This window comes from Aeropyrum camini SY1 = JCM 12091 (genome assembly GCF_000591035.1).
Taxonomy (GTDB): domain Archaea; phylum Thermoproteota; class Thermoprotei_A; order Sulfolobales; family Acidilobaceae; genus Aeropyrum; species Aeropyrum camini.
Genome location: NC_022521.1, coordinates 245,810 through 264,346 on the forward strand (window position 1 = coordinate 245,810; position 18,537 = coordinate 264,346).

Below are 18,537 nucleotides of genomic sequence, written 5' to 3' on the forward strand. Positions count from 1 at the left end.
TGAGATATTGCGTGTTCCACCCACCACTCCACCTTTAACCCCTTATTAACCGGGTTATACCGGGGTATTACAGACATATCACCCTGCCCGGCTGTTGCTCCAGCGTGGCGCCCCGGAAACGCCTACCTCCTCCTCCCCCTCATGAGCATATCCAGGAAGCGTTTGGGCGGCTCTAGTGCGACCTCGCCCGTGTCGATCGACCTTATAAGCTGCCTCCTCCACTCAGCCCTTCTCAAAGCATCCTCTCCCGGGGCCCACCCCCTGGGCGGTTTGACCTCGACGGGGCGTCCGGAGGTGTCTAAGCTTATGTAGGTTAGGTATGCTTCGCTGGTTAGCCTGGCCTCGACGCCGCCCATGAACCCTGAGGCGGATCGTATGAGGACCTCAACGCTACTCCTCCCTACGTAGGCGGTTCGAGCCCACATACGGAGGACCTCCCCGACCCTCATCGGGGCTATGAAGTCGGCGGGGCCGACGAACCCGGTGACTACTATGCCCTCGGCGTTACGCATGGCTGCAACAGCCCCCAGCTCGTCCACAATATACAGCATGGCCCCGGCGTGCATGACATCGTAGGCTACAGAGTCTACAGGGTTAACTATCCTATAGGACTCGACCTCGAAAGGCTCCGGCCCTGGCTCCCGGAGCCTGTAGAGGGTCTTCCTCAGGCGCTCCCTGGCTGAGAGCCTTTCAGAACGGGATCTACGCATCCTAAGGCCAGCCTCCACAAGGCCCTCCTCTTCCCTGTCAACGGCCTCTATACACGAGCCGTGAGGGTATGGCTTGAGGGACCCGTCTAGAGGCTTCACGTTGACGAATGTCATGTGGGCTGTGCTAACACGCTCTAGCCCACGCCCCCCCGGCCTCCCCAGGGAGTATGCTGCAAGGCCAACCTCCACACTGCTCCTCCCAGCATATGGTGCCCAGGCGAATATGGCTAGCGTCTCCCCCACACCCACGGGCTTGCCGAGGTAGATGAAGTCTATTCCGGCGAGGAGGGGATATCCAATAACCACCTTAGAGGCCGCCAGAGTCCCGGCATCCACCAGCCATCTAATCATGTTTCCCCCGTGAAGTATACCAAGGGGGTTAGCATGGCTCTGCATTATTATGTGGAGGGTACTCACTACAGTGTCGCTGACTGAAAATATCCTCGAGCAGCCGCTGGCCAAAAGAACAGCACCCTATGGAACTTAGGGAGCAGGGATGGGGTAAAACCGGGGGTATAGGCCTAAAGGGCGATTTATAAGGTGGGGAATTGTAGTTTTCTAGGCTTGGCGGGGGGCTAACCCTCCTCGGCCTCCTCGGGGGGAGCCCTTGTTACCACCACCTCGCCGCCAGCCTCCTCTATCTTCCTTATCGCGGGCTCGGAGGCTAGGGGGGTTATCACCTTTAGAGGCCTAGCTACCCTCCCCTCTCCAAGGAGCTTGTGTATCCCAAGCTTCTCGAGGTTGACCACTATCTTGCCATCCTCCTTCTCGGCCTTGCCCTGTGCCTCGAGCAGGGAGGCTATCTCGTCAAGCTGCCCGACGTTGATAGTCCTCACCACCATCCCGGCCCTTATCCTGGGGGGGTTGAATCCCTTCTTGCCGTACCACCTTGGAGCATACTTTATAGTCCATGTCCACTCGTGCTTGCCCAGACCCGCCGCACCATAGCCGCCCTTCGACCCGCTCTTCCTATGCTGCCCTATCCTGCCCCAACTCATCGTCCTTGTCCTGCCCCTGAGCTTCCTCGACTTCTTCCTTCTCCTAACAACCATTCACGCTCACCCCTAGAGCATCTTGAGTATAAGCTGGTTTATCGCTGACCCCCTGTATCCCAGCTCGCCTCCATCCCTGAACATCCGTTTTATAGACTTCTTGAAGCCGCCGCGGGGAGGGTGTAGCCTGAAGAACGGTTTAACCCCCTTCTCCTCGAGCCTGTGGTAGTGCAGCTCGCCCGCCACGAGCTTCTCAGCCAGCTCGCCCAGCCCGCTCAGCCCGAGGTTCTCCTTAACCCATTCGTCTGTGAGGGGCCTATCGCCAGTTATCCTGCCCCTCCTCCTGAGAAGCTCCTCGAGCACACTCTTCTCTATCTCACCGTAGGTGGTCCAGCTCTCCACAGTCCTGAGCATCTCCCTAAAGCCTGGGAGGCTGTCGTGGTATATCGATGCGGTATACCTCCTCCTCAGCCTTAGGAGATACAGTGCCTTGTTTATGTCAGGCGGGACGTCGACCATCCCTCTTATCCTTATAACCGCATAAAGAGGCATCTCCACCACCCCGCGCCAGAACGAACATGAACCCGCTCTTCACAGCCTCAGCCTAGCCTCGGCCCAGTCAGCAGGGGTTACGAAGCGGTAAGTGTTCCTGAGAGCCAGGTAGGTGGCCCTCGCGAAGTTGTAGCTAGTCCTTGTCTCCCCCTTGGTGAACGTCCAGACGTCGCTTATGCCCGCCAGCCTGAGGACTACCTTCGCGACGTCGCCTGCCACAAGGCCGGTGCCTTTGGGGGCGGGCTTTAGGATTACTTCGACGCTGCCGCTCTTCCCCCTAACCGTGAAGGGGACGCTATGGGCCTCTCCGCATGTGCACTCCCAGCTCCCGCAGCCCCTTCGAACAGGTATTATGTTGAGCTTAGCGTTCCTGATGGCCTTTTCAATGGCGAACCTAAACTGCCTCGCCTTACCCTTGCCTAGACCGACATAGCCGTCCTTGTTGCCAACTACAACGACAGCCCTGAACCTGGTTATCCTGCCAGCGTCCGTCATCTTCTGAACTATACTCACGTCTATAACCTCGTGGTCGAGGCCTTGTAGGAGGTAGTCCACTACCTCCGTCTCCAATATCGGCAGGTTCCTGCGGAAGATCTCATCTATACTCTTTATCCTACCCTCCTTAACTAGCCTGCCGACCCTGGTCCTAGGCTGCCAAGCCTCCAGTTCCGCCTGGTCGGCCTGCCTCTGCGACACCTCGAACCCCCCACTCTAGGTTATAAGCTCAGGCTTTAACCTCTACCTCCCCAGCCTCGGCGGCCGTCTTCTCTAGAACATGCTTATAGGTCTCTCCTATGGCTTTCCTCACCTCCTCGACATGGCTTGGCAGATCCTCTGGGTTGAAGCCGCGGCTGAGGTATCTCGAGAACTGTCGCTGGTAGAGCTCGGCGTTCTCATCCTTCAGAGCGGCAGCCCACTGGGCTATATGCTCACACCTAACCCTATCCTCCCCGGGGAGTATCTCCTCGGAATGGGGTATCTCGACGCCAGCGTCCAGCGCCCCCTTGAGGGCTGCGAACACTCGCGACCCCTTCACAGGCTTGTGAAGACCGACATCCAGCACCGCCTCCCTGACACCTTTTTCAAGCGCCCTTAGACCAGCCAGGTATCCTGTGAGGTATGCCGCGCATGTGTTGTTCCCGTCTCCCTTCCAGCCAAACTTCTTGGCAAGCTCCCTGCTGTGGGCAGCAGCTATCACCCGGTCACCCTCTATCCTCGCCTCTAGGAATTGGACCCAAACATACTCGTTGGATATTCTCACAGCCATCCTGGGTTTTCCGGACTTGACAAGCCTGAACCTCCTGTAGTAGTTAGTCTTACCCTCCCTTCTTCTCCTAAGCGGCACCCTATACCTAGGCCCTCTGCCCATCCACAGCCACCTCCCTGTGCTACCTTATCTTCTCCTCCGGAACTATGCCCCTGTCGGCCATGTACCTCTTCAGGCTGGCGAGGTCTCTGAAAGTGCCTCCCTTGGCCAGCATGTAGAGCCTCCTGTAAGTCTTCCTGTCTATTACCTGCTTGTCCCTAAGGTACCTGAGGTACCTCCTTATCTTCCTGATCCTGTGCATCCACCTCTCCTTCGGATCCAGCCTGGCGGTGGCTACGCCCTTTCTCCTTCCCATGCCCCTTCTCCTTCCCTTCCTCCTCTGCATATGCCTGACCCTGCTAGCGTGGCCTGCATTGCCCTTCTCAGGGATGACCCTTATGACGCCCCTCTTTATCAGAGCCCGAACATCCGCCTTGGTCACCGCCCCCTCAATCTCCTCCCTGAGCTCCGGATCGGGGTTTATCCAGATTCTCGACTCCCCTACTCCCAGAATCTCGGCTGCGAGCCTCCTTTGGAACCTATAATCCATGACAGTTCACCCTCCCAAACCTAGTTGGCGACACGGAGCCCCTTCTCGAGGGCTGCCCTCTTGATCTCCTGCTTTTTACGTAGGCCCACGCCGGAGGCAATATACACTATATGCCTCTCCGGGCTGAGGCCCTCCAGCTCTTTGACGGAAGAGACAACAACAGGCTCGAGCCCGCTCGGGTGTAGCCCCCTTATGCTCCTCGGGGTCCTATAGCCCACCTTCACTATAGGCGGGTAGCCCTTGAGCTGGAGCCTCATCTTGTTATCGTTACCCTTAGGCTTCCTCCAGTAATCCCTCCTCTCAAACTTCCAGAACCTCCAGCTAAGGTAACGCAGGAACCTGCGTCTGCTCTTCGATGCTATAATCCTCTTAAGTCTCTCCCTCGCCCTCTTCGCGGACAACACACTCCTCCTCGCGGCCAACGCACCATCAAGGCTCTGCGGCTCTCCACCGCTCATCAGGCAAGCACCTCCTTCTCGTAAATGTAGATGCCGTCCATAAACTTCCTCCTATCCTTATCCTTAACCTTCGTCGCCAGCTCTATATTAGCCGCCGTCTGGGCCACCTTCTCCACGTCAATCCCCTCAACTATAACGTCGCTACCCTTAACCTCCACCTTCACTCCAGGCATTATCTTGGCTATCCTCAGCCCCTTCTCTCCCAGGAAGTTTGAAATTATGAACTTGTCGCCATCCACCTTAACATTTATCGGGAAGTGGCTGTACATTATCTTAAGCTTGTAGCGGAAGCCGCCCTGCACACCCTTTATCATATTCCTTATGTGCCCCGCTATAGCGCCTACGAGAGCCCTCTGCCTAGCCCTGGCGAAGAAGCTCTCGACAACGACAGCATTACCCTCCAGCCTTATGAGCACTCCCCTGGCATGGCTGAAGTCACGCTCGACCTCACCCTTCGGGCCTGATACCCTGACCCTCATACCCTCTACAGATACTGTTACGCCCTCAGGCACGTCAACTCTCTCCATAACATGCACGTCCTTAGCCATACTCCTATACCCCCAACCCCTCTGTGGGTTGAGTAGCCACGAGCTAATATAGTGTGCGGAAGGAGGCGGCGCGTGAGTAACACAAGAAGAGGAGAGAGGGTTCAGTAGACGTAGGCTATCACTATTCCTCCTATCTTCCTCTTCAGAGCCTCTCTATGCGTCATGATGCCCTGGGGCGTCGATAGTATGAGGAGGCCCACGTCCCTGCTGGCGAGGTATTTCCTAAGGTGCTCAGGCATCTTTGCTAGCTCCCTGTAGCTAACTGGCGTCCTAGGCTTCACAACCCCTATATCGTTAATCCTCCCCAGCAGCTTGACCCTGAACTTGCCCCATCTGCCGTCGTCTATGTATTCGAACCCTGCTATATAGCCCTCCTTCTCCAGTATCCTGAGCACGTTGGCTATTAGCTTACTCGAAGGCATAATTATAGCCTCGCCTTTACCCCTCATCTCAGCGTTCTTTATAGCGGCCATAGCGTTGGCAAGGGTGTCAAGCATAACCATGGCATTCCACCTCCACTACCTGTTCTTTCTGAACCCCAGCGTTGGAGCTATCTCTCTGAAGCACTGGCGGCATAGGTAGAGGCCGTATTTCTGTATAACCGCATCCCTGGTCCCACACCTCTGGCACCTCTGGGCCCCGCGCCCCATCCTCTTGGGCTTTGGAGGCCTTATCTTAGCCACAGCACTCCACCCCCAAAGCTTAGATGAAGGTGACGCCGAATAGCTGGTTGAGCAGCACCATAGTCTCCTCCCTCGTCACCCTGTGCCTCCTCGGTATATGGCCTCTCCTCTGACGCCTCCTCTCCACTATCCTATGGCCTGGCCTCTGCACTGTTATCGCTACGTCCATGCCTAGTATACCCACTCTAGGGTCGTACTTGACACCCGGTATTAGAATGTGCTCCTCAATCCCGAAGGAGACGTTCCCGTGCTCGTCTATACTACTAGCCTTTATCCTATGGCCTACAGCCTCCAACGCTCTCTTGAGGAAGTTTAACGCCTTCTCCCCTCGTAGAGTGACCATGACCGCAATGTTCTCGCCCTTCCTGACGCCGAACGCCCTAATAGTCCTTTTCGCCTTGCGGAAGACCGGCTTCTGGCCCGTCAGCTCCTCAAGGACCTCGGCCGCCCTCTGAAGCCTCTCCCCGCTTTGGCCAATGCTTATGTTAACAGTAACCTTCACAATCCTGGGTCTCCTCATAGGTCTGCTCTTCCACTCCTCGAGAATCTCGCTAACCCTCTCGGGAGGGATTGGCAGAGCCTGTGCCCTGGCACTCACTTCCACGCACCCTCCGGTAGCGATATTACGGGCTTGTCGAGGCCTATAACGAAGACGTAGTCCAGGGAGGTCTGGAAGAGGTTGCCGCTAGCATCCTCTAGAGTGACCAGAGTCCTCTTTCTTCCCCACCCCTTCTGCACACTCTTAACCACGCCTACGCGGCCGACGTTGCGGCCTCCGACTATTATTGCTATAGCTCCCTCACTGAATTTGACGTGGCTCTTTATATCCTGGCCGGGCACGGTTATAAGGAGGGTGTCCATAGTACTGTAGACATCCTCCTCCGGGTTCCTCGGATCCTTAACCCTCAACAGTATATTCCGGCCATCGTGAAGGTTGAGCTGTATATGGCCTCCCCTGACTGTCGTCTTATTCTCGATCCTAACGGGCTTCAGGCCAGCCTCCTCCCTAGGGATGGGGTGTAGCTTGAAGAACTTGACGGGGTATGGGAGCATCCTGAAAGCCTCTCCAGTGTCAACAACCTCTACAACGTCCATGAACCCGACGGGAAACTTGTAGTCCTTCCTAACTACACCGTCAACCCTGAAGTGGCCCTCTGAGATAAGCTTTCTCGCCTCCCTCGCAGTCTGGGCGTAGCCCAGGACGTTCCTAACAATCAGGAGCAGGGGCAGGCTCTTCTCGGCGGGGTGTGGGCCCGGCCTCGGTTTTACAACCCACTTATACTCCTTACGAAGTATAGGCCAGAACCTGGGCGCCGCTAGGGCTTTGAGCCTCCTCTGCCCACCCATCCTAGCCATTCTCCACAACACCCCAGCACTCTACTGCTCAGAATCCAGGCTATTATTCTGAGGCCTCTCCTCCCCCTCTACCCTTCGCTCTCCTCTCGATTATCCTCTTCCTATACTCGTCGCTAAGGTCAAGCTCAATTATCATAACGTTCGACGGGTGGATGGGCCTGAAGACTGGAGTGCCGTCAGCCTTAGTCACCGTCACGCCGTCTATGTAGATCCTCAGCCTCCTCAGATCGACCTTAACAACCTTACCCTCGTGGCCCTTGAAATCGCCCCTCAATATCCTAACCTTATCCCCCTTTCTGACCGGGAGACTCCTAACACCGTACTTCTCCCTCAGCTCCGGGCTCAGCGTTGCGGAGACTAGCTTCTGCCTGGCGTGGAGGGGCGCCCTGTAGAGCGCCCTCCTCTGCTTCCTAGGTTGCCTGCTCTTGGTGAGCACGGGCACGGCCAGCACCCCCGGCTATATTATCATTGTAGCTATCTTAGCCACCCTAGGCCACCTCTCAGCGGCCTCCCTTGCTATGGGACCTCTAACCTCGCTACCCCTCGGAGTCCCGTCCGGGTTGACTATCACAACCGCGTTGTCTTCGAATGAAACCCAGGTGCCGTCGGGCCTCCTGAAGGGCCTCCTCTGCCTTACGACCACTGCGTATACAACCTGCCGTCTCATCTGGGGAGTCCCCTTCTTCACGCTCACAACAACCAGGTCGCCTACTCCGGCGGAAGGCAGCCTCCTAAGCCTCGTTTTCACCTGGGGCACGCTTATTATCATAACCTCCTTGGCCCCGCTGTTGTCGGCAACCGGCACGTAGCTCCCTACCTGGAGCCCGGGGTTTACCCCGTAGCGTGAGACTACTACCCCATACTTCTTCTTCTTAGCCACTCCCTACGCACCCCCTACCTCCTCTTGACTCCGAGGACGGTGAACTTGACCGTCTTGGATATCGGCCTAGTCTCCCCAATAACAACTAAGTCTCCCTCCCTAACGCTTATACAGTCAGGCAGATGGGCGTGTATCTTCTTGCTCCTCCGCTCGTACCTCTTATACTTCTTGTCGTAGTAGAGGTATTCGTGCTGCACTACTACCATCCTCCTAGCCCTAGCCTTAGCCACAACCCCCTCCAGGAGCACTCCCCTGACCCTAAGAGCGCCATGCCAAGGGCAATTTGGGTCGCTACACACCCTCTCAGGGGGGCTAACGCCAGGTATCTTCAGGTTTTTAACCTGCTTGAACTTCGGCACCGCCGGGACACCCTCCACCTGTACTCCTTAACCCTCTCCAGGGGATTCCCGATTAACACTGTGCCAGATATCCTAATATACTCACCGCCCGGGGACTCCACCTCGAGCACCGCCAGATCCTTGAGAACAGTGACTATCCCCCGAGGGGTTAGTATCCTGAGGGACCTGCTCCCCTCAACTACGACCCTCCCCTCGAGACCCTCGAGGGAGGGGTCGCTGTGGGAGAGTATCCTGACGCGCAGGCCGGTGAGGAGGGGTGGTGTTTTGGGGCGCCTAGGCCTTCTCTTCCCCTGCACGCTTCTCCCTCAAAACAGTTAGTATACGGGCCACATTCCTCCTTGTCTCCCTCAGCTCGCCAGGGTTCTCCAGTAGACCCACCTTGGCCTTATACCTCAGCCCCATGAGCTTTATCCTCAGCTCCCTGAGAGTCTTCTCGAGCTCCTCAATGCTCATGCCCCTAAGCTCCTTAGTCTTTATCCTAAACTTGCCCACTCCGAATCACCCCCTTCCAGGCTCTATGCCTCCTCCTGCTCCTCGCCGGGCCTGGCTGGCTCCATATGCTCTGAAAGCCCTCTAGCCGTCTCCTCCTGCAGGCCGAGGGCCTCAATCTCGGAGCGTATACTCTCTATAACCTCCTTAACCTCCTCCTCACTCTTTATCCTCACGTAGTCCCCTGGCTTGCCAGGCTTCACTATTATCACGTCAACGCCTATAACGCCCTTCGGCAGGCGTGCGTAGGCGGAGGCTCTGTCGACGAGTTCGTCAACCTTGTGACCGCTCTTGTAGACCTTGCCCGCCTTAAACTTCTCGAACCTCGCCCTCTCGCTGGTTAGCTTACCGCTTATGGTTATCTCGACGCCGAGGGCGCCGTTCGACATTATCCTGTTGAGGGCTGCGAAGGCGACCCTCCTGAAGTGTATACCCCTCTCTATGGATCTAGCTATCCTGAAAGCCTGGACCCTGGCGTCCAGCATGGGGTTTTCGGGCTGCTCGACCCTGATCCTCGGGTTGGGCAGGCCGAAGACCGTCTGGAACACCTCCTGGAGCCTCCTGATGGTCGCCCCCCGCCTCCCTATTATCAGGGCTGGCCTCTCCGCCCATATCGTGATGTTCGTCCCCAGGCTCGTCTGGACAACCTTTACTCTGCTGTAGCCCGCCTCGTAGAAGTTCTGCGCCAGCCACTCGTCTATCTTAGTCCTGAGGAGGCCCTGGTTTAGGAAGTGCCTAACAACCTTTGTCGGCACCGCTTTACACCTCCCTAACCACGATCTCTATATGGCTGTGAACCCTGTTCCGGGGAGTCGCCCTCCCCCAGGCGCGGGGCATCCATCTCTTGAGGGTTATCCCCTTGTGAGCCGCTACATGTATGATCTTGAGCCTCTCGATATCGAGGTTCTTGTTGGCGGCGTTAGCCTCGACGTTGTCCAGCAGCTTCAGCATGTACCTGGCGGCCTTCACGGGGTACCGGCCCACGGGCCAGCCCCACTTGTCCGCCATCCCCCTCCTGTGAGCCTGCTTGCCGTGGGCCCTCCTGAAGGGCACAGCCTCCCTCTTCTCGACAACAGCCTTTAGGTAGCGCCTCGCCTCACCCAGCGTCATGCCTCTTATCGCCCCCGCGACCTCTGCCATAACCTTAGGGTGAACCGGCACGTTCCTCAAAACAGCCTTCGCAACTTCAGACTCGTCCCTCAGCTTAACGCTGTAGCCCCACCTAGGCACGGCTCATAGCACCCCCGCTTCACCGCTACTTGCTGGCCACGTGTAGGCTGCTCCTCGTGGCCTTCAGACCCGGCTCTCCGTGCTGGACTATCCTCGTTGTCGGGCTGAACTCTCCCAGGTAGTGGCCTATCATCTCCGGCACTATCTTAACTGGTATGAACTCCTTGCCGTTGTACACCGCTATGGTTAGGCCCACCATCTCCGGCAGTATGATCATGTCTCTTACATGGGTCCTTATAACCGGGGGCCTCTTAAGACGGCCCTCCTCAATCCTCCTCCTAATCTTCCTAACCTTCAGCAGCAGCTTCTGCTGTGCTGGTGTTAAGCCCCTCAGCAGGCTGCGCCTCTGCCTAGCCGGGAAGAGGCGAGCCAGCTCCTCAATATCCATCTTCAACAGCTCCTCAAGCGTCCTCCCCCTGTACCTGAACTTCCTCCACTCTGGCCGCATCTCAAACGCCAATACACTACCCCCCGAAGGGCTAACTAGACTCCACCCTATTAAACCCCACTCTACCACCGCGCCCTATAATCCTAAAATACCTAGGCTAGGGGGCGCGGGCGGCCTTCAGGGGCGTCTTAGGATGTGTCTGAGGACCCCGAGTGCGGCCTGGCGCGGCGTCCATGCGGTCACCACCCTCGCCCCCGCCTCCCTCACCGCCTCCACATCCTCAGGCCTCGCGCTGGGCGGGGTTATGAAGGCGACCCTGTAGCCAGACCTGTGTAGGTTCTTGACGACATGCGGTATTGGCTGGCTATCGACTGTCTGCTGCAGGTCGCTGACTGCCACAACCTTCTTTACACCCGGCTGTGCAGCCTTTTCCAGGGCCGTGGATATGTCTGTGTAGCCCCTGAACTCTACGGAGAGGAGGGACCTGGCAACCTCCCTCCTGCTTAGGGGGCCCTCGAGGACTGTGGAGGTGTGGCTGAAGAAGACTAGCCTTGAAATGTTTGAGAGAAAGAGGCTGGCGACTGCTATAGCCCAGGAGGAGTAGTCTATCATGGAGGAGCTCACGTCGAGGGCGAGGCTCAGCCTACCCGCCCTCAGCCTCTCCCTATAAACTATCGTGGGCCTTCCGCCCCTGATACTCTGGTATATGCTCCTCCTCACATCAACCCTCGGGCTCCTCCTCGGGGACAGGACAGTCTTCGGGAGAAGCCTTAGACCGTGTCTAACCGAATACTTGTAGAGAAGCTTCTCCATGCTCCGCACAAGCACCTCCCTCTCATCCGCGCTGGCCCTCGAGTACAGGCTCCTGAGGACCTTAACCGCGGCGGGAAGGGCGAGCCTGGAGAGTATCGAGTACACCCTCTCCGGGTCGCCCGGCCTGGACGACTCCAGCTCCAGGATTGCTATAGCCGTCTCGGCCATGCCGAAAACCGTGGCCCTGCTCAGCCCCCCTATAGAGGCGGACTCCCCTAGTCTAGAGGCCCTGCTTATCGCCTCCAGAGCCATACTGTAGCCTAGCTCCCTCCACCCCTCACCCCCTCCCTCCATATATCTAAGCGCGCTCCTAAGGCTGGCTGCGGCTCTGGAGGCAGCGTCCAGCAGCTCGCCCTTCCACCCGTCTAGGCTATGGCTTTTCACAGCCCACAAAGCCTCGGGCGGTACCTTCGAGACGAGGTCCTCAGCCTCCCCTGGGCGCGCGTCCCTAAGCCTCTTCGCCAGTATCTCCCCTCCACGCTCGCTACCAGCTATGCCCACAGCCCTGGCTACCGTGTTGGCGTCAGCCTCTGGAGCGGAGGAGAGGGAGGGGTCTGTGGCTATCATGAGGGAGAGGGTCTCCCTGTCGAGCGTCCCCGCCCTCCTCATGATCCTGTAGGCGTCCCGCACCCTAGTCAGAGAGCCGGTCCTAGCCCTCCTAGCAAGCTCTAGCCCCACATCCTTCAAGAGCCTAGCGTTACCCTTCCTCATAGATGCCCAACCCAGCTCGACGAGCCCCTTCTCGTCTAGCTCGGTGAGCCTTGGCGAGAGCCCCGCCTCGGCCTCCATCAGCCGCCTCTCCTTCCCGCCCCTCGAGGGCTTCGTGAGATAGGCCTCCCTGAGGCTCTCCATCCCCTGCCTTGCTAGAGTGTAGGCCAGGCTCCTCAGGCTCTGGGCGTCCGCAACCCTCTCCCTCCCTGGCCTCCCGTGTATGGCCCCCACGTTTTTCAGCATCATATAGGCAGCTACAGCCTCCCTCCCCCTCCTCGAAACCCCCTTCTTGGATACCCTCCACCCGGGCTTAGCCCCCATAGCCTGGAGGCTAGCCATTATCTCGCTCTCCAGCCTCTCCACCCTCTCCCTGAACCTGCTGCTGGATGAAGCCCTCCTCAGCTCCTCCACAACGGCTTCCGATAGCCTTTTGGACTTTACCACAGCCTCCACTACCATGGCCAGCTCGTCCTCGCCCAGGAAATCCCTGCCCTCGAGGTCGGCGTAGCTCCTCGCAAGTGTTATAATGTCGACTAGCTCCGAGGTGCCGATGCTGTGGCCCTGGCGCCTGAGGACCTCGGCGGCAGCCGGGAGTCCAGAAGCTATATCCTCTAGCCTGAGGCCCCTAGACATTCAGGGCCTCACCCAGGACCTCCCTCACCACTTCCTCGTCGTCGACGCGCTTGACGAGAACAGCCTCGGCCGCCTCTGCAAGGTCCTCGAGGCTCACCCTCTCCCTACCCTTTAGAGACGCTATGCTCTGGGCCATCCTGGCCCAGGCTACCGACTCGGAGGTGCCTGGCTTATGGCTTATGTTGGATGTCCTGAGCCTCTCCACAACCCTCATTATAACCTCCATGACCTCCGCCCCCAGGAGGGGCCTCTCCTCCGTCCTCAGCCTAACTATCCTCTCTTCAACATGCCTGGGCGGGTAGTCGAACTTAACCCTTACAACCCTGCGTAGGAAAGCGTCGCTGAGCTCGTTCTGCGCTATGTCCTCCGGGTTGCTCGTCATTATGAGCTGGAAGCCGGTGCCCCTAGCCCTGAACACCCTCCTAATCTCGGGGACGACTATCCTCCTCTTATCAATAATGTCGAGGAGCATGTTCTGGAACTCCTCGCTGCTCCTCCTCACCTCGTCAACTAGGACGCCGGTGTCTAGTATGAGGGCCGCTAAAAGGGGGCGGGGGACGAAGCTCTCCTCGTTGAACCCATGCTTCATAGCCATCTGCGGGTGGAAGTCCCCTATAACCTTGTACTCGTCATAGCCTTCGCTGCAGGGGAGTATGAAAGGCTTCCTCCCAGCCCACAGCTCCAGCAGCGCCTCACCTATCTCCGTCTTACCGGTGCCGGGGGGCCCCTCGAAGAGTACTGGCCTCCCGTTTAGGAAGGCGGCGTAAACCAGGGTGACAACCCTCTTGTCAACCACCAGCCTATACCTGCCCTCCAACAGCTTTACAGCAGCCTCAGGACTCCTAACCCTGCCTACACTGCTCTCAACAAGGGAGCCGTAGGCATCCCAAACCCTAGCCTCTATAGCGTCTTGAGCCGCCATAGACCCCGACATGACTCTCAAACCTTCCTAGGGTGGCCAGCCCTCCCAGGAGGATACCCCCAGGGCTCCACAGGGTATATAGAGTGGGGCGGCGGCTTAGAACTATTATGCCCTCCCCCCTTTATAGACGCTCTCAAGCCCTGCTACCCAGGAGCCCGGTTCGAACAGAGAGTCTCTAGCATACTCCGGCAGCATCTCGTCCAGCCGGTAACACTCCTCCCTGTAGGGGCATATACCACACTTCCTGGGGCTCCTGTTGGGGTAGGGTAGCACGCCCTCCGTCGCGAGCCTCATATCCTCCATGGCCCTCATAGCGGTGTACACCAGGTCCTCCCCCACGCTATACTCCCCCGAGCCGCCCCGGAGATAGACTATCCTAACTCGGGCGGCCCTCGCGCCGTTCCTCCTCGCCAACGCTATGGCGTAGGCAACCGCCTGGAGAAGGTCCGAGAGCCAAACCCCCTTCCTGGGACCCCTGCCGCTCTTCCTCTCCACAACAACAACCTCTCCATCCTCCATCCTCCACGAGTCGGGCCTCCCGGCTATGAGGTAGCCACCTACAGCCTCCTCAACAGGCTCCTCAGCCTTACCCCCCCTAATACTGTCCAGCAGGGCTGCGACAGCGTGGTAAACGGTTCCCGCCAACATCCTGAGCCTGGCTAAAAGCCCCCTTTCAGCCGGCATGTGGGTTTCGAAGAAGTAGAGGCGGGGGCAGTAGATGAAGGTTCTTAGCCTGCTGGGGGCTATCCTGAAGCGGCCGCCCTCCTCAGCCCTATCACCACCCTGTCCCCGTCTAGCTCCCACTCTCTAAGCACCTCTACCCCGCTGGGCGGCGTCCCCAGCTCCAGCCTCACAGCCCTCGTCTCCCTCTTAATGTAATCCTTTAAAGCGTTTACAGCCTCCTCCACATCCCCACTCCCCTCTATCCACACCTCCACATAGTCCTCCACGTTATAGCCCGCCTCCTTCCTCATTGCCTGTATCCTCCTCACAATATCCCTGGCCACACCCTCGAGCACCTCCTCCCTCGTCAGCCGTGTGTCCACAGCAACAAGGCCTAGGGGGGTGTCTCTCACCTTCAGCCACTCTGGGTACTCAGCCTTTAGGCTTACATCCTCCAGCGTGAGCCTGATCCTCAGCCCCTCGTACTCAGCCTCGTAAACGCCCTTCTCCGCGAGCAGCCTTCCTATCTCGCCGCCCCTCTCCTCTATGAGCCTGAGGACCTTAGGCATCTCCCTCTTAAACCTCGGCCCCAGCCTGCCGTAGTCTGGCTCTACCCTGTAGATCCTGGTGGCCTCCAGGGCGGAGGCCGGGGCGAACTCTATCTCCTTAGCGTTAGCCATGAGCCTTATCAGCCCCTCGAGCCTCCGCAGAGACCTCTCCGCCTCCTGGGAGGAGGCTGCTATTATAACCCTCCTGACGGGCCTCCTCAGCTTCAGCCCTGCCTCGTTCCTCGCGGAGAGTATGGCCTCTATAACCATCCTCGCCTTCTCCATATCCTCCTCGAGGGCGGAGTCGACTAGGTGATCCTCGGGCTCAGGCATGTCCAGCATGTGTATAGACTCCTCAGGCCTCTCCTCGGCCTCCCTGAACACCTTGATGTAAAGGTATTCGGCGGTGTAGGGTATGAAGGGGGCGGCCATGAGGAGCCACTCCCAGAGGACCTTGTAGAGGGTCGCGTAGGCAGCCCTCTTCGAGGGGGTGTCAACCTCCTCCCAGACCCTCCGCCTTATTATCCGGAGGTACCAGTGGCTCACGTCCTCTATTATGAAGCTCCTGAGCGCCCTCGCTGCATCGTGTATCCTGAGGTCCTCCATAGCCTCCATGTACCGCCTCTTGAGGCTGGCTAGCCTCGAGAGTATCCACCTGTCCTCCACCTCCAGGCTGTCCTCGATGTCGCCCAGGCCAACGCTCTTCGGGTCGAACCTGTCCAGCCCCATGTAGGTGCTTGCAAACGCGTAGACGTTCCATATGACTGTGAAGTCCCTCCTCATCAGGTCAAGCCCTTTCCAGCTGAACCTCAGGTCCTCCCACACCGTGTTCTGCAGCACCCAGAACCTCACGACGTCCCGGGGCACCTTGGATATCAGCTCTTCGAAGTCGACGTAGTTGCCCAGGCTCTTGTGCATCTCCTTGCCCTGCTCGTCTAGGGCGAACCCGTGGACGAGGACCCTCCTGTAGGGCGCCTCCCCGAACCCTATTACCCCGCTCCTCAGGAGGCTGAAGAACCACCCCCTTATCTGGTCGTGCCCCTCTACTATAAAGTCGACGGGCTTCAGCCTCTCCCACGTCTCCCTGTACTTCGGGTAGCCTAGGCTGGCGTAGAAAGCTATCCCGCTGTCGAACCAAACGTCTAGAACGTCAGGCACCCTCCTCATGGTGCCGCCGCACCGGGGGCACTTCAGCTCCACCCTGTCGACCCAGGGCCTGTGGAGGTTCTCGGGTTTCTCGCCCCCCATCGACATAAGCTCCTCCACGCTCCCGACAACGTGCTCGTAGCCGCAGGAGCCGCAGCGCCATACGGGGAGTGGTATACCCCAGTACCTCTGCCTGCTTATAACCCAGTCCCTCAGCTCCTTCAGCATGTTCATGAACCTTGTCTTAGCCCACCCGGGCTGCCACTCGACCTTCTCCGCCTCCCTCATAAGCTGGTCCTTGAGCCTTGTTACGGCGACGAACCACTGGGTGGTCGCCCTCAGGAGTAGCGGGGTTTTGCACCTCCAGCATACAGGGTACCTGTGCACTATCGTGGCCTCGTGGAATAGAGCACCCCTCTCCCTGAGGTCCTCCACTATAGCCCTATTCGCCTCCCCCCTGAAGTAGAGCCCCCTATACTTGCCCGCAGCCTCTGTCATGAACCCCCTCTCGTCCACGAGGGACACCACAGGGGCCCCTATCCTCTTGGCCACCTCATAGTCTACAGTCCCATGGCCCGGTGCCGAGTGGACTAGGCCTGAGCCCTCGTGGGGGGTAACAGCCTCCGGGGCCATGACGACCTTGTGCCACTTGGATAGTTCCCTCTGGGCGTCCACCACATCCTCCAGGGGGTGCCTATACCTTAGGCCCTCTAGCTGGCTGCCCTTGAGGACCTGGAGGACCTCGTACCCGCTGACCCCCGCCTCCCGCATTACATGCTCCAGCCTGGGCTTCGCTAGTATCAGCGTTTCACCCCCCACCCTCACCCTCACATACTCCATCTCCGGGTGAGCCATTACGAAGGCGTTTGCCGGAAGCGTCCAGGGTGTGGTGGTCCACACCAGGAGGTACTCGCCCTCCCGCCCCTCTACAGGGAACTTGACATATATTGAGGGGTCCTCCAGCTCCCTATACTCGGAGACCTCGTAGTCCGCCAGCGTGGTCTCGCAGCGGGGGCACCAGTGGAGGACCCTGTAGCCCTTGTAGAGCAGCCCCTTCTCCCAGGCCTTCTTCACAAGCCACCAGCCCGATTCTATGTAGTCGTCCCTGTAAGTCACGTACGGGTTATCCCAGTCCATGAAGACTCCTATCTCTTTGAACTGCCTTGTCATGGCCTCCATGTTCTCGTCGACGAACCTCTTACACGCGGCTATGAAATTCTCGACGCCAACCCTTTCCTCTATCTCCCTCTTAACCCTCACACCGAGACTCTGCTCTATCTTAACCTCTATCGGCAGGCCGTGGGTGTCGTAGCCGGGCTTGTCCCACACATTATGGCCAGTCATCCTGTAGAACCTTAGAACGACGTCCTTTACAACCTTGTTCCACGCCGTCCCTATGTGTATGGATTTCGCCGACGCGTATGGGGGGCCGTCGAGGAAGTAGAACTTCTTGGAGGCCCTGGAAGACTTCTCCTTAACCTTACGGTATATGTTATTCCCCTCCCAGTAGGACTTGACAAACGACTCTAGGGCGAATTGGTCGTACCTCTCACCCTCAAGAACCCTCGGCACACTACCCACAGCCGGGCACCCCCAAAGACAATTCTCCCTAACCGTTTAATAAAAACTGGGCGCAGAGGCGCTGAGGACCTCCTTGGCCCCCTCCTACCTGGTGGTGTCGATCCACTCCACCTTAACGCCGAAGACGCTGTCTCCATGCGACTTAACGGCCTCCTCAATCTCGGCCTCCCGGCCTGGCTCTCCCAGGAGGACCTCGACGAACCTGAACTCCCTGACCACGGTGGAGCGGTGGTCTCTAACCTCAACCCCAAACCTGCTCCTAAGCTCCTCCACAATTCTACTGTGTACATCGTCGTTATAGGTGCTGTAGTAGACTCTGTAGAGCCTTATGCCCGCCGTCAACAGGTGGTCCCCTGCAGAGACCTTCACTAGCGGAGCGTTTAAAACCTTAGAAGGTAAACCGGCGGGTTGTAGGTATGCTACGTTAAATTATAGGCCCACCGTTTAAACTTAATAGAATCACCGGCACCCTCTTAGATCAGGCCTACGGGGGTGTGCTTGTAGGTGAAGAGGCTCTCCGCGCTGGTGAAGGTTGACTCTAAGGGCAGGGTTACTATACCTCAATCAATAAGAAGCGCTCTGGGCATCGAGCCGGGTATGGTAGTCCTCCTGATCGGGGACGTGGATAAGAGGGAGCTTATAGCCACGCCCATAACAAGCAGTAGCGAGTCCATCTACGTCATAGACGCCACGCTTAAGGACAGGCCGGGCGCGCTGGCGGCTGTGACAGAGATCCTAGCACGCCATAGGATAGACATAGTGGCCAGCAAGTGCGCCAGCATAGTTAGGGGGGAGGAGGGCGGCTGCACTATTATAGCGGACTTCAGCAGGGCCGATGTAGATCCAGAGGATTTGAAGAAGGAGCTGGAGAGGCTTGACGTCGTGTTCCACGTTATAATGCGCAGGCTTGAGGCGGGGCTCGAGTGGATATAGAGTGGAGGTGGGAGCACGCTCCAGCGGTTAACGCATATCAACCACAGCCACGGCTGGTCCGGGCATGAGGTTGGGAGGCTCCTTGC

At 58.2% G+C, this 18,537-nt stretch carries 26 protein-coding genes; 1 reads left to right on the top strand and 25 read right to left on the bottom strand.

Translation table 11 applies throughout. The features are described 5' to 3' along the window. Nucleotides 1–122: 122 nt before the first annotated feature. The 25 genes from ACAM_RS01285 to ACAM_RS01405 form a co-directional block, all read right to left on the bottom strand. On the bottom strand, nucleotides 123–1,172 hold the full coding sequence (locus tag ACAM_RS01285; protein WP_022541003.1) for an acyl-CoA thioesterase: 1,050 nt from the start codon (nucleotides 1,170–1,172) through the stop codon (nucleotides 123–125). A gap of 113 nt (nucleotides 1,173–1,285) precedes the next feature. Further along, on the bottom strand, nucleotides 1,286–1,762 hold the full coding sequence (locus ACAM_RS01290; protein WP_022541004.1) for an uL15m family ribosomal protein: 477 nt from the start codon (nucleotides 1,760–1,762) through the stop codon (nucleotides 1,286–1,288). A 12-nt stretch (nucleotides 1,763–1,774) separates the two neighbouring features. After that, complete coding sequence (gene rpmD / locus ACAM_RS01295; RefSeq protein WP_022541005.1) at nucleotides 1,775–2,254, bottom strand: 50S ribosomal protein L30; 480 nt, start codon at nucleotides 2,252–2,254, stop codon at nucleotides 1,775–1,777. A 39-nt stretch (nucleotides 2,255–2,293) separates the two neighbouring features. Beyond that, entirely contained in the window at nucleotides 2,294–2,950 is a 657-nt protein-coding gene (gene rpsE / locus ACAM_RS01300; protein WP_022541006.1) for a 30S ribosomal protein S5, read from the bottom strand. Between the two features lie 28 nt (nucleotides 2,951–2,978). Further along, the gene (locus tag ACAM_RS01305; RefSeq protein WP_022541007.1) at nucleotides 2,979–3,623 is read right to left on the bottom strand and encodes a 50S ribosomal protein L18; all 645 of its coding nucleotides are present in this window, start codon (nucleotides 3,621–3,623) and stop codon (nucleotides 2,979–2,981) included. A 19-nt stretch (nucleotides 3,624–3,642) separates the two neighbouring features. Continuing rightward, nucleotides 3,643–4,110, bottom strand: coding sequence for a 50S ribosomal protein L19e (locus tag ACAM_RS01310; RefSeq protein ID WP_022541008.1), 468 nt, complete (start codon nucleotides 4,108–4,110; stop codon nucleotides 3,643–3,645). Between the two features lie 20 nt (nucleotides 4,111–4,130). Beyond that, nucleotides 4,131–4,568 carry a 50S ribosomal protein L32e gene (locus ACAM_RS01315; protein ID WP_022541009.1) on the bottom strand — a complete coding sequence of 146 codons (438 nt, stop codon included), beginning with the start codon at nucleotides 4,566–4,568 and terminating at the stop codon, nucleotides 4,131–4,133. Continuing rightward, entirely contained in the window at nucleotides 4,568–5,116 is a 549-nt protein-coding gene (locus tag ACAM_RS01320) for a 50S ribosomal protein L6 (RefSeq protein ID WP_022541010.1), read from the bottom strand. The genes ACAM_RS01315 and ACAM_RS01320 overlap by 1 nt, the downstream gene beginning before the upstream one ends. A 101-nt stretch (nucleotides 5,117–5,217) precedes the next feature. Beyond that, nucleotides 5,218–5,619: a 30S ribosomal protein S8 gene (locus tag ACAM_RS01325; protein WP_022541011.1), complete on the bottom strand. Its 402-nt coding sequence runs from the start codon at nucleotides 5,617–5,619 to the stop codon at nucleotides 5,218–5,220. A gap of 15 nt (nucleotides 5,620–5,634) precedes the next feature. Beyond that, on the bottom strand, nucleotides 5,635–5,799 hold the full coding sequence (locus ACAM_RS01330) for a 30S ribosomal protein S14 (protein WP_010865686.1): 165 nt from the start codon (nucleotides 5,797–5,799) through the stop codon (nucleotides 5,635–5,637). Between the two features lie 19 nt (nucleotides 5,800–5,818). Then, the gene (locus tag ACAM_RS01335; protein ID WP_022541012.1) at nucleotides 5,819–6,397 is read right to left on the bottom strand and encodes a 50S ribosomal protein L5; all 579 of its coding nucleotides are present in this window, start codon (nucleotides 6,395–6,397) and stop codon (nucleotides 5,819–5,821) included. Then, on the bottom strand, nucleotides 6,394–7,155 hold the full coding sequence (locus ACAM_RS01340; RefSeq protein WP_022541013.1) for a 30S ribosomal protein S4e: 762 nt from the start codon (nucleotides 7,153–7,155) through the stop codon (nucleotides 6,394–6,396). Before ACAM_RS01340 ends, ACAM_RS01335 begins: the two co-directional genes overlap by 4 nt. A 43-nt stretch (nucleotides 7,156–7,198) precedes the next feature. Next, nucleotides 7,199–7,597, bottom strand: a complete 399-nt coding sequence (gene rplX / locus ACAM_RS01345) for a 50S ribosomal protein L24 (protein WP_022541014.1) — start codon at nucleotides 7,595–7,597, stop codon at nucleotides 7,199–7,201. Nucleotides 7,598–7,612: 15 nt separating this feature from the next. Beyond that, complete coding sequence (locus ACAM_RS01350) at nucleotides 7,613–8,035, bottom strand: 50S ribosomal protein L14 (RefSeq protein ID WP_022541015.1); 423 nt, start codon at nucleotides 8,033–8,035, stop codon at nucleotides 7,613–7,615. A 14-nt stretch (nucleotides 8,036–8,049) separates the two neighbouring features. Further along, complete coding sequence (locus ACAM_RS01355; protein ID WP_022541016.1) at nucleotides 8,050–8,394, bottom strand: 30S ribosomal protein S17; 345 nt, start codon at nucleotides 8,392–8,394, stop codon at nucleotides 8,050–8,052. Beyond that, nucleotides 8,364–8,690: a ribonuclease P protein component 1 gene (locus ACAM_RS01360; RefSeq protein WP_022541017.1), complete on the bottom strand. Its 327-nt coding sequence runs from the start codon at nucleotides 8,688–8,690 to the stop codon at nucleotides 8,364–8,366. Before ACAM_RS01360 ends, ACAM_RS01355 begins: the two co-directional genes overlap by 31 nt. Next, on the bottom strand, nucleotides 8,668–8,886 hold the full coding sequence (gene rpmC, locus ACAM_RS01365) for a 50S ribosomal protein L29 (RefSeq protein WP_022541018.1): 219 nt from the start codon (nucleotides 8,884–8,886) through the stop codon (nucleotides 8,668–8,670). Before rpmC ends, ACAM_RS01360 begins: the two co-directional genes overlap by 23 nt. A 23-nt stretch (nucleotides 8,887–8,909) precedes the next feature. Beyond that, entirely contained in the window at nucleotides 8,910–9,638 is a 729-nt protein-coding gene (gene rpsC, locus ACAM_RS01370; protein ID WP_022541019.1) for a 30S ribosomal protein S3, read from the bottom strand. 4 nt (nucleotides 9,639–9,642) lie between these two features. Next, the gene (gene rplV, locus ACAM_RS01375; RefSeq protein ID WP_022541020.1) at nucleotides 9,643–10,113 is read right to left on the bottom strand and encodes a 50S ribosomal protein L22; all 471 of its coding nucleotides are present in this window, start codon (nucleotides 10,111–10,113) and stop codon (nucleotides 9,643–9,645) included. A gap of 25 nt (nucleotides 10,114–10,138) precedes the next feature. Next, the gene (locus ACAM_RS01380; protein WP_062661666.1) at nucleotides 10,139–10,561 is read right to left on the bottom strand and encodes a 30S ribosomal protein S19; all 423 of its coding nucleotides are present in this window, start codon (nucleotides 10,559–10,561) and stop codon (nucleotides 10,139–10,141) included. A gap of 117 nt (nucleotides 10,562–10,678) precedes the next feature. Beyond that, a complete protein-coding gene (locus ACAM_RS01385; protein WP_022541022.1) occupies nucleotides 10,679–12,658 on the bottom strand; it encodes a VWA domain-containing protein in 1,980 nt (659 codons plus the stop codon). Beyond that, nucleotides 12,651–13,592, bottom strand: coding sequence for an AAA family ATPase (locus ACAM_RS01390; protein ID WP_022541023.1), 942 nt, complete (start codon nucleotides 13,590–13,592; stop codon nucleotides 12,651–12,653). Before ACAM_RS01390 ends, ACAM_RS01385 begins: the two co-directional genes overlap by 8 nt. A gap of 93 nt (nucleotides 13,593–13,685) precedes the next feature. Beyond that, the gene (gene cas4 / locus ACAM_RS01395; RefSeq protein WP_022541024.1) at nucleotides 13,686–14,384 is read right to left on the bottom strand and encodes a CRISPR-associated protein Cas4; all 699 of its coding nucleotides are present in this window, start codon (nucleotides 14,382–14,384) and stop codon (nucleotides 13,686–13,688) included. Next, nucleotides 14,324–17,518: an isoleucine--tRNA ligase gene (ileS, locus tag ACAM_RS01400; protein ID WP_022541025.1), complete on the bottom strand. Its 3,195-nt coding sequence runs from the start codon at nucleotides 17,516–17,518 to the stop codon at nucleotides 14,324–14,326. The genes cas4 and ileS overlap by 61 nt, the downstream gene beginning before the upstream one ends. A gap of 84 nt (nucleotides 17,519–17,602) precedes the next feature. Then, a complete protein-coding gene (locus tag ACAM_RS01405; RefSeq protein ID WP_022541026.1) occupies nucleotides 17,603–17,860 on the bottom strand; it encodes a hypothetical protein in 258 nt (85 codons plus the stop codon). A gap of 162 nt (nucleotides 17,861–18,022) precedes the next feature. Here ACAM_RS01405 and ACAM_RS01410 point away from each other — a divergent pair, with 162 nt between their 5' ends. Continuing rightward, entirely contained in the window at nucleotides 18,023–18,451 is a 429-nt protein-coding gene (locus tag ACAM_RS01410) for an ACT domain-containing protein (RefSeq protein WP_022541027.1), read from the top strand. The last annotated feature ends 86 nt before the right edge of the window (nucleotides 18,452–18,537 follow it).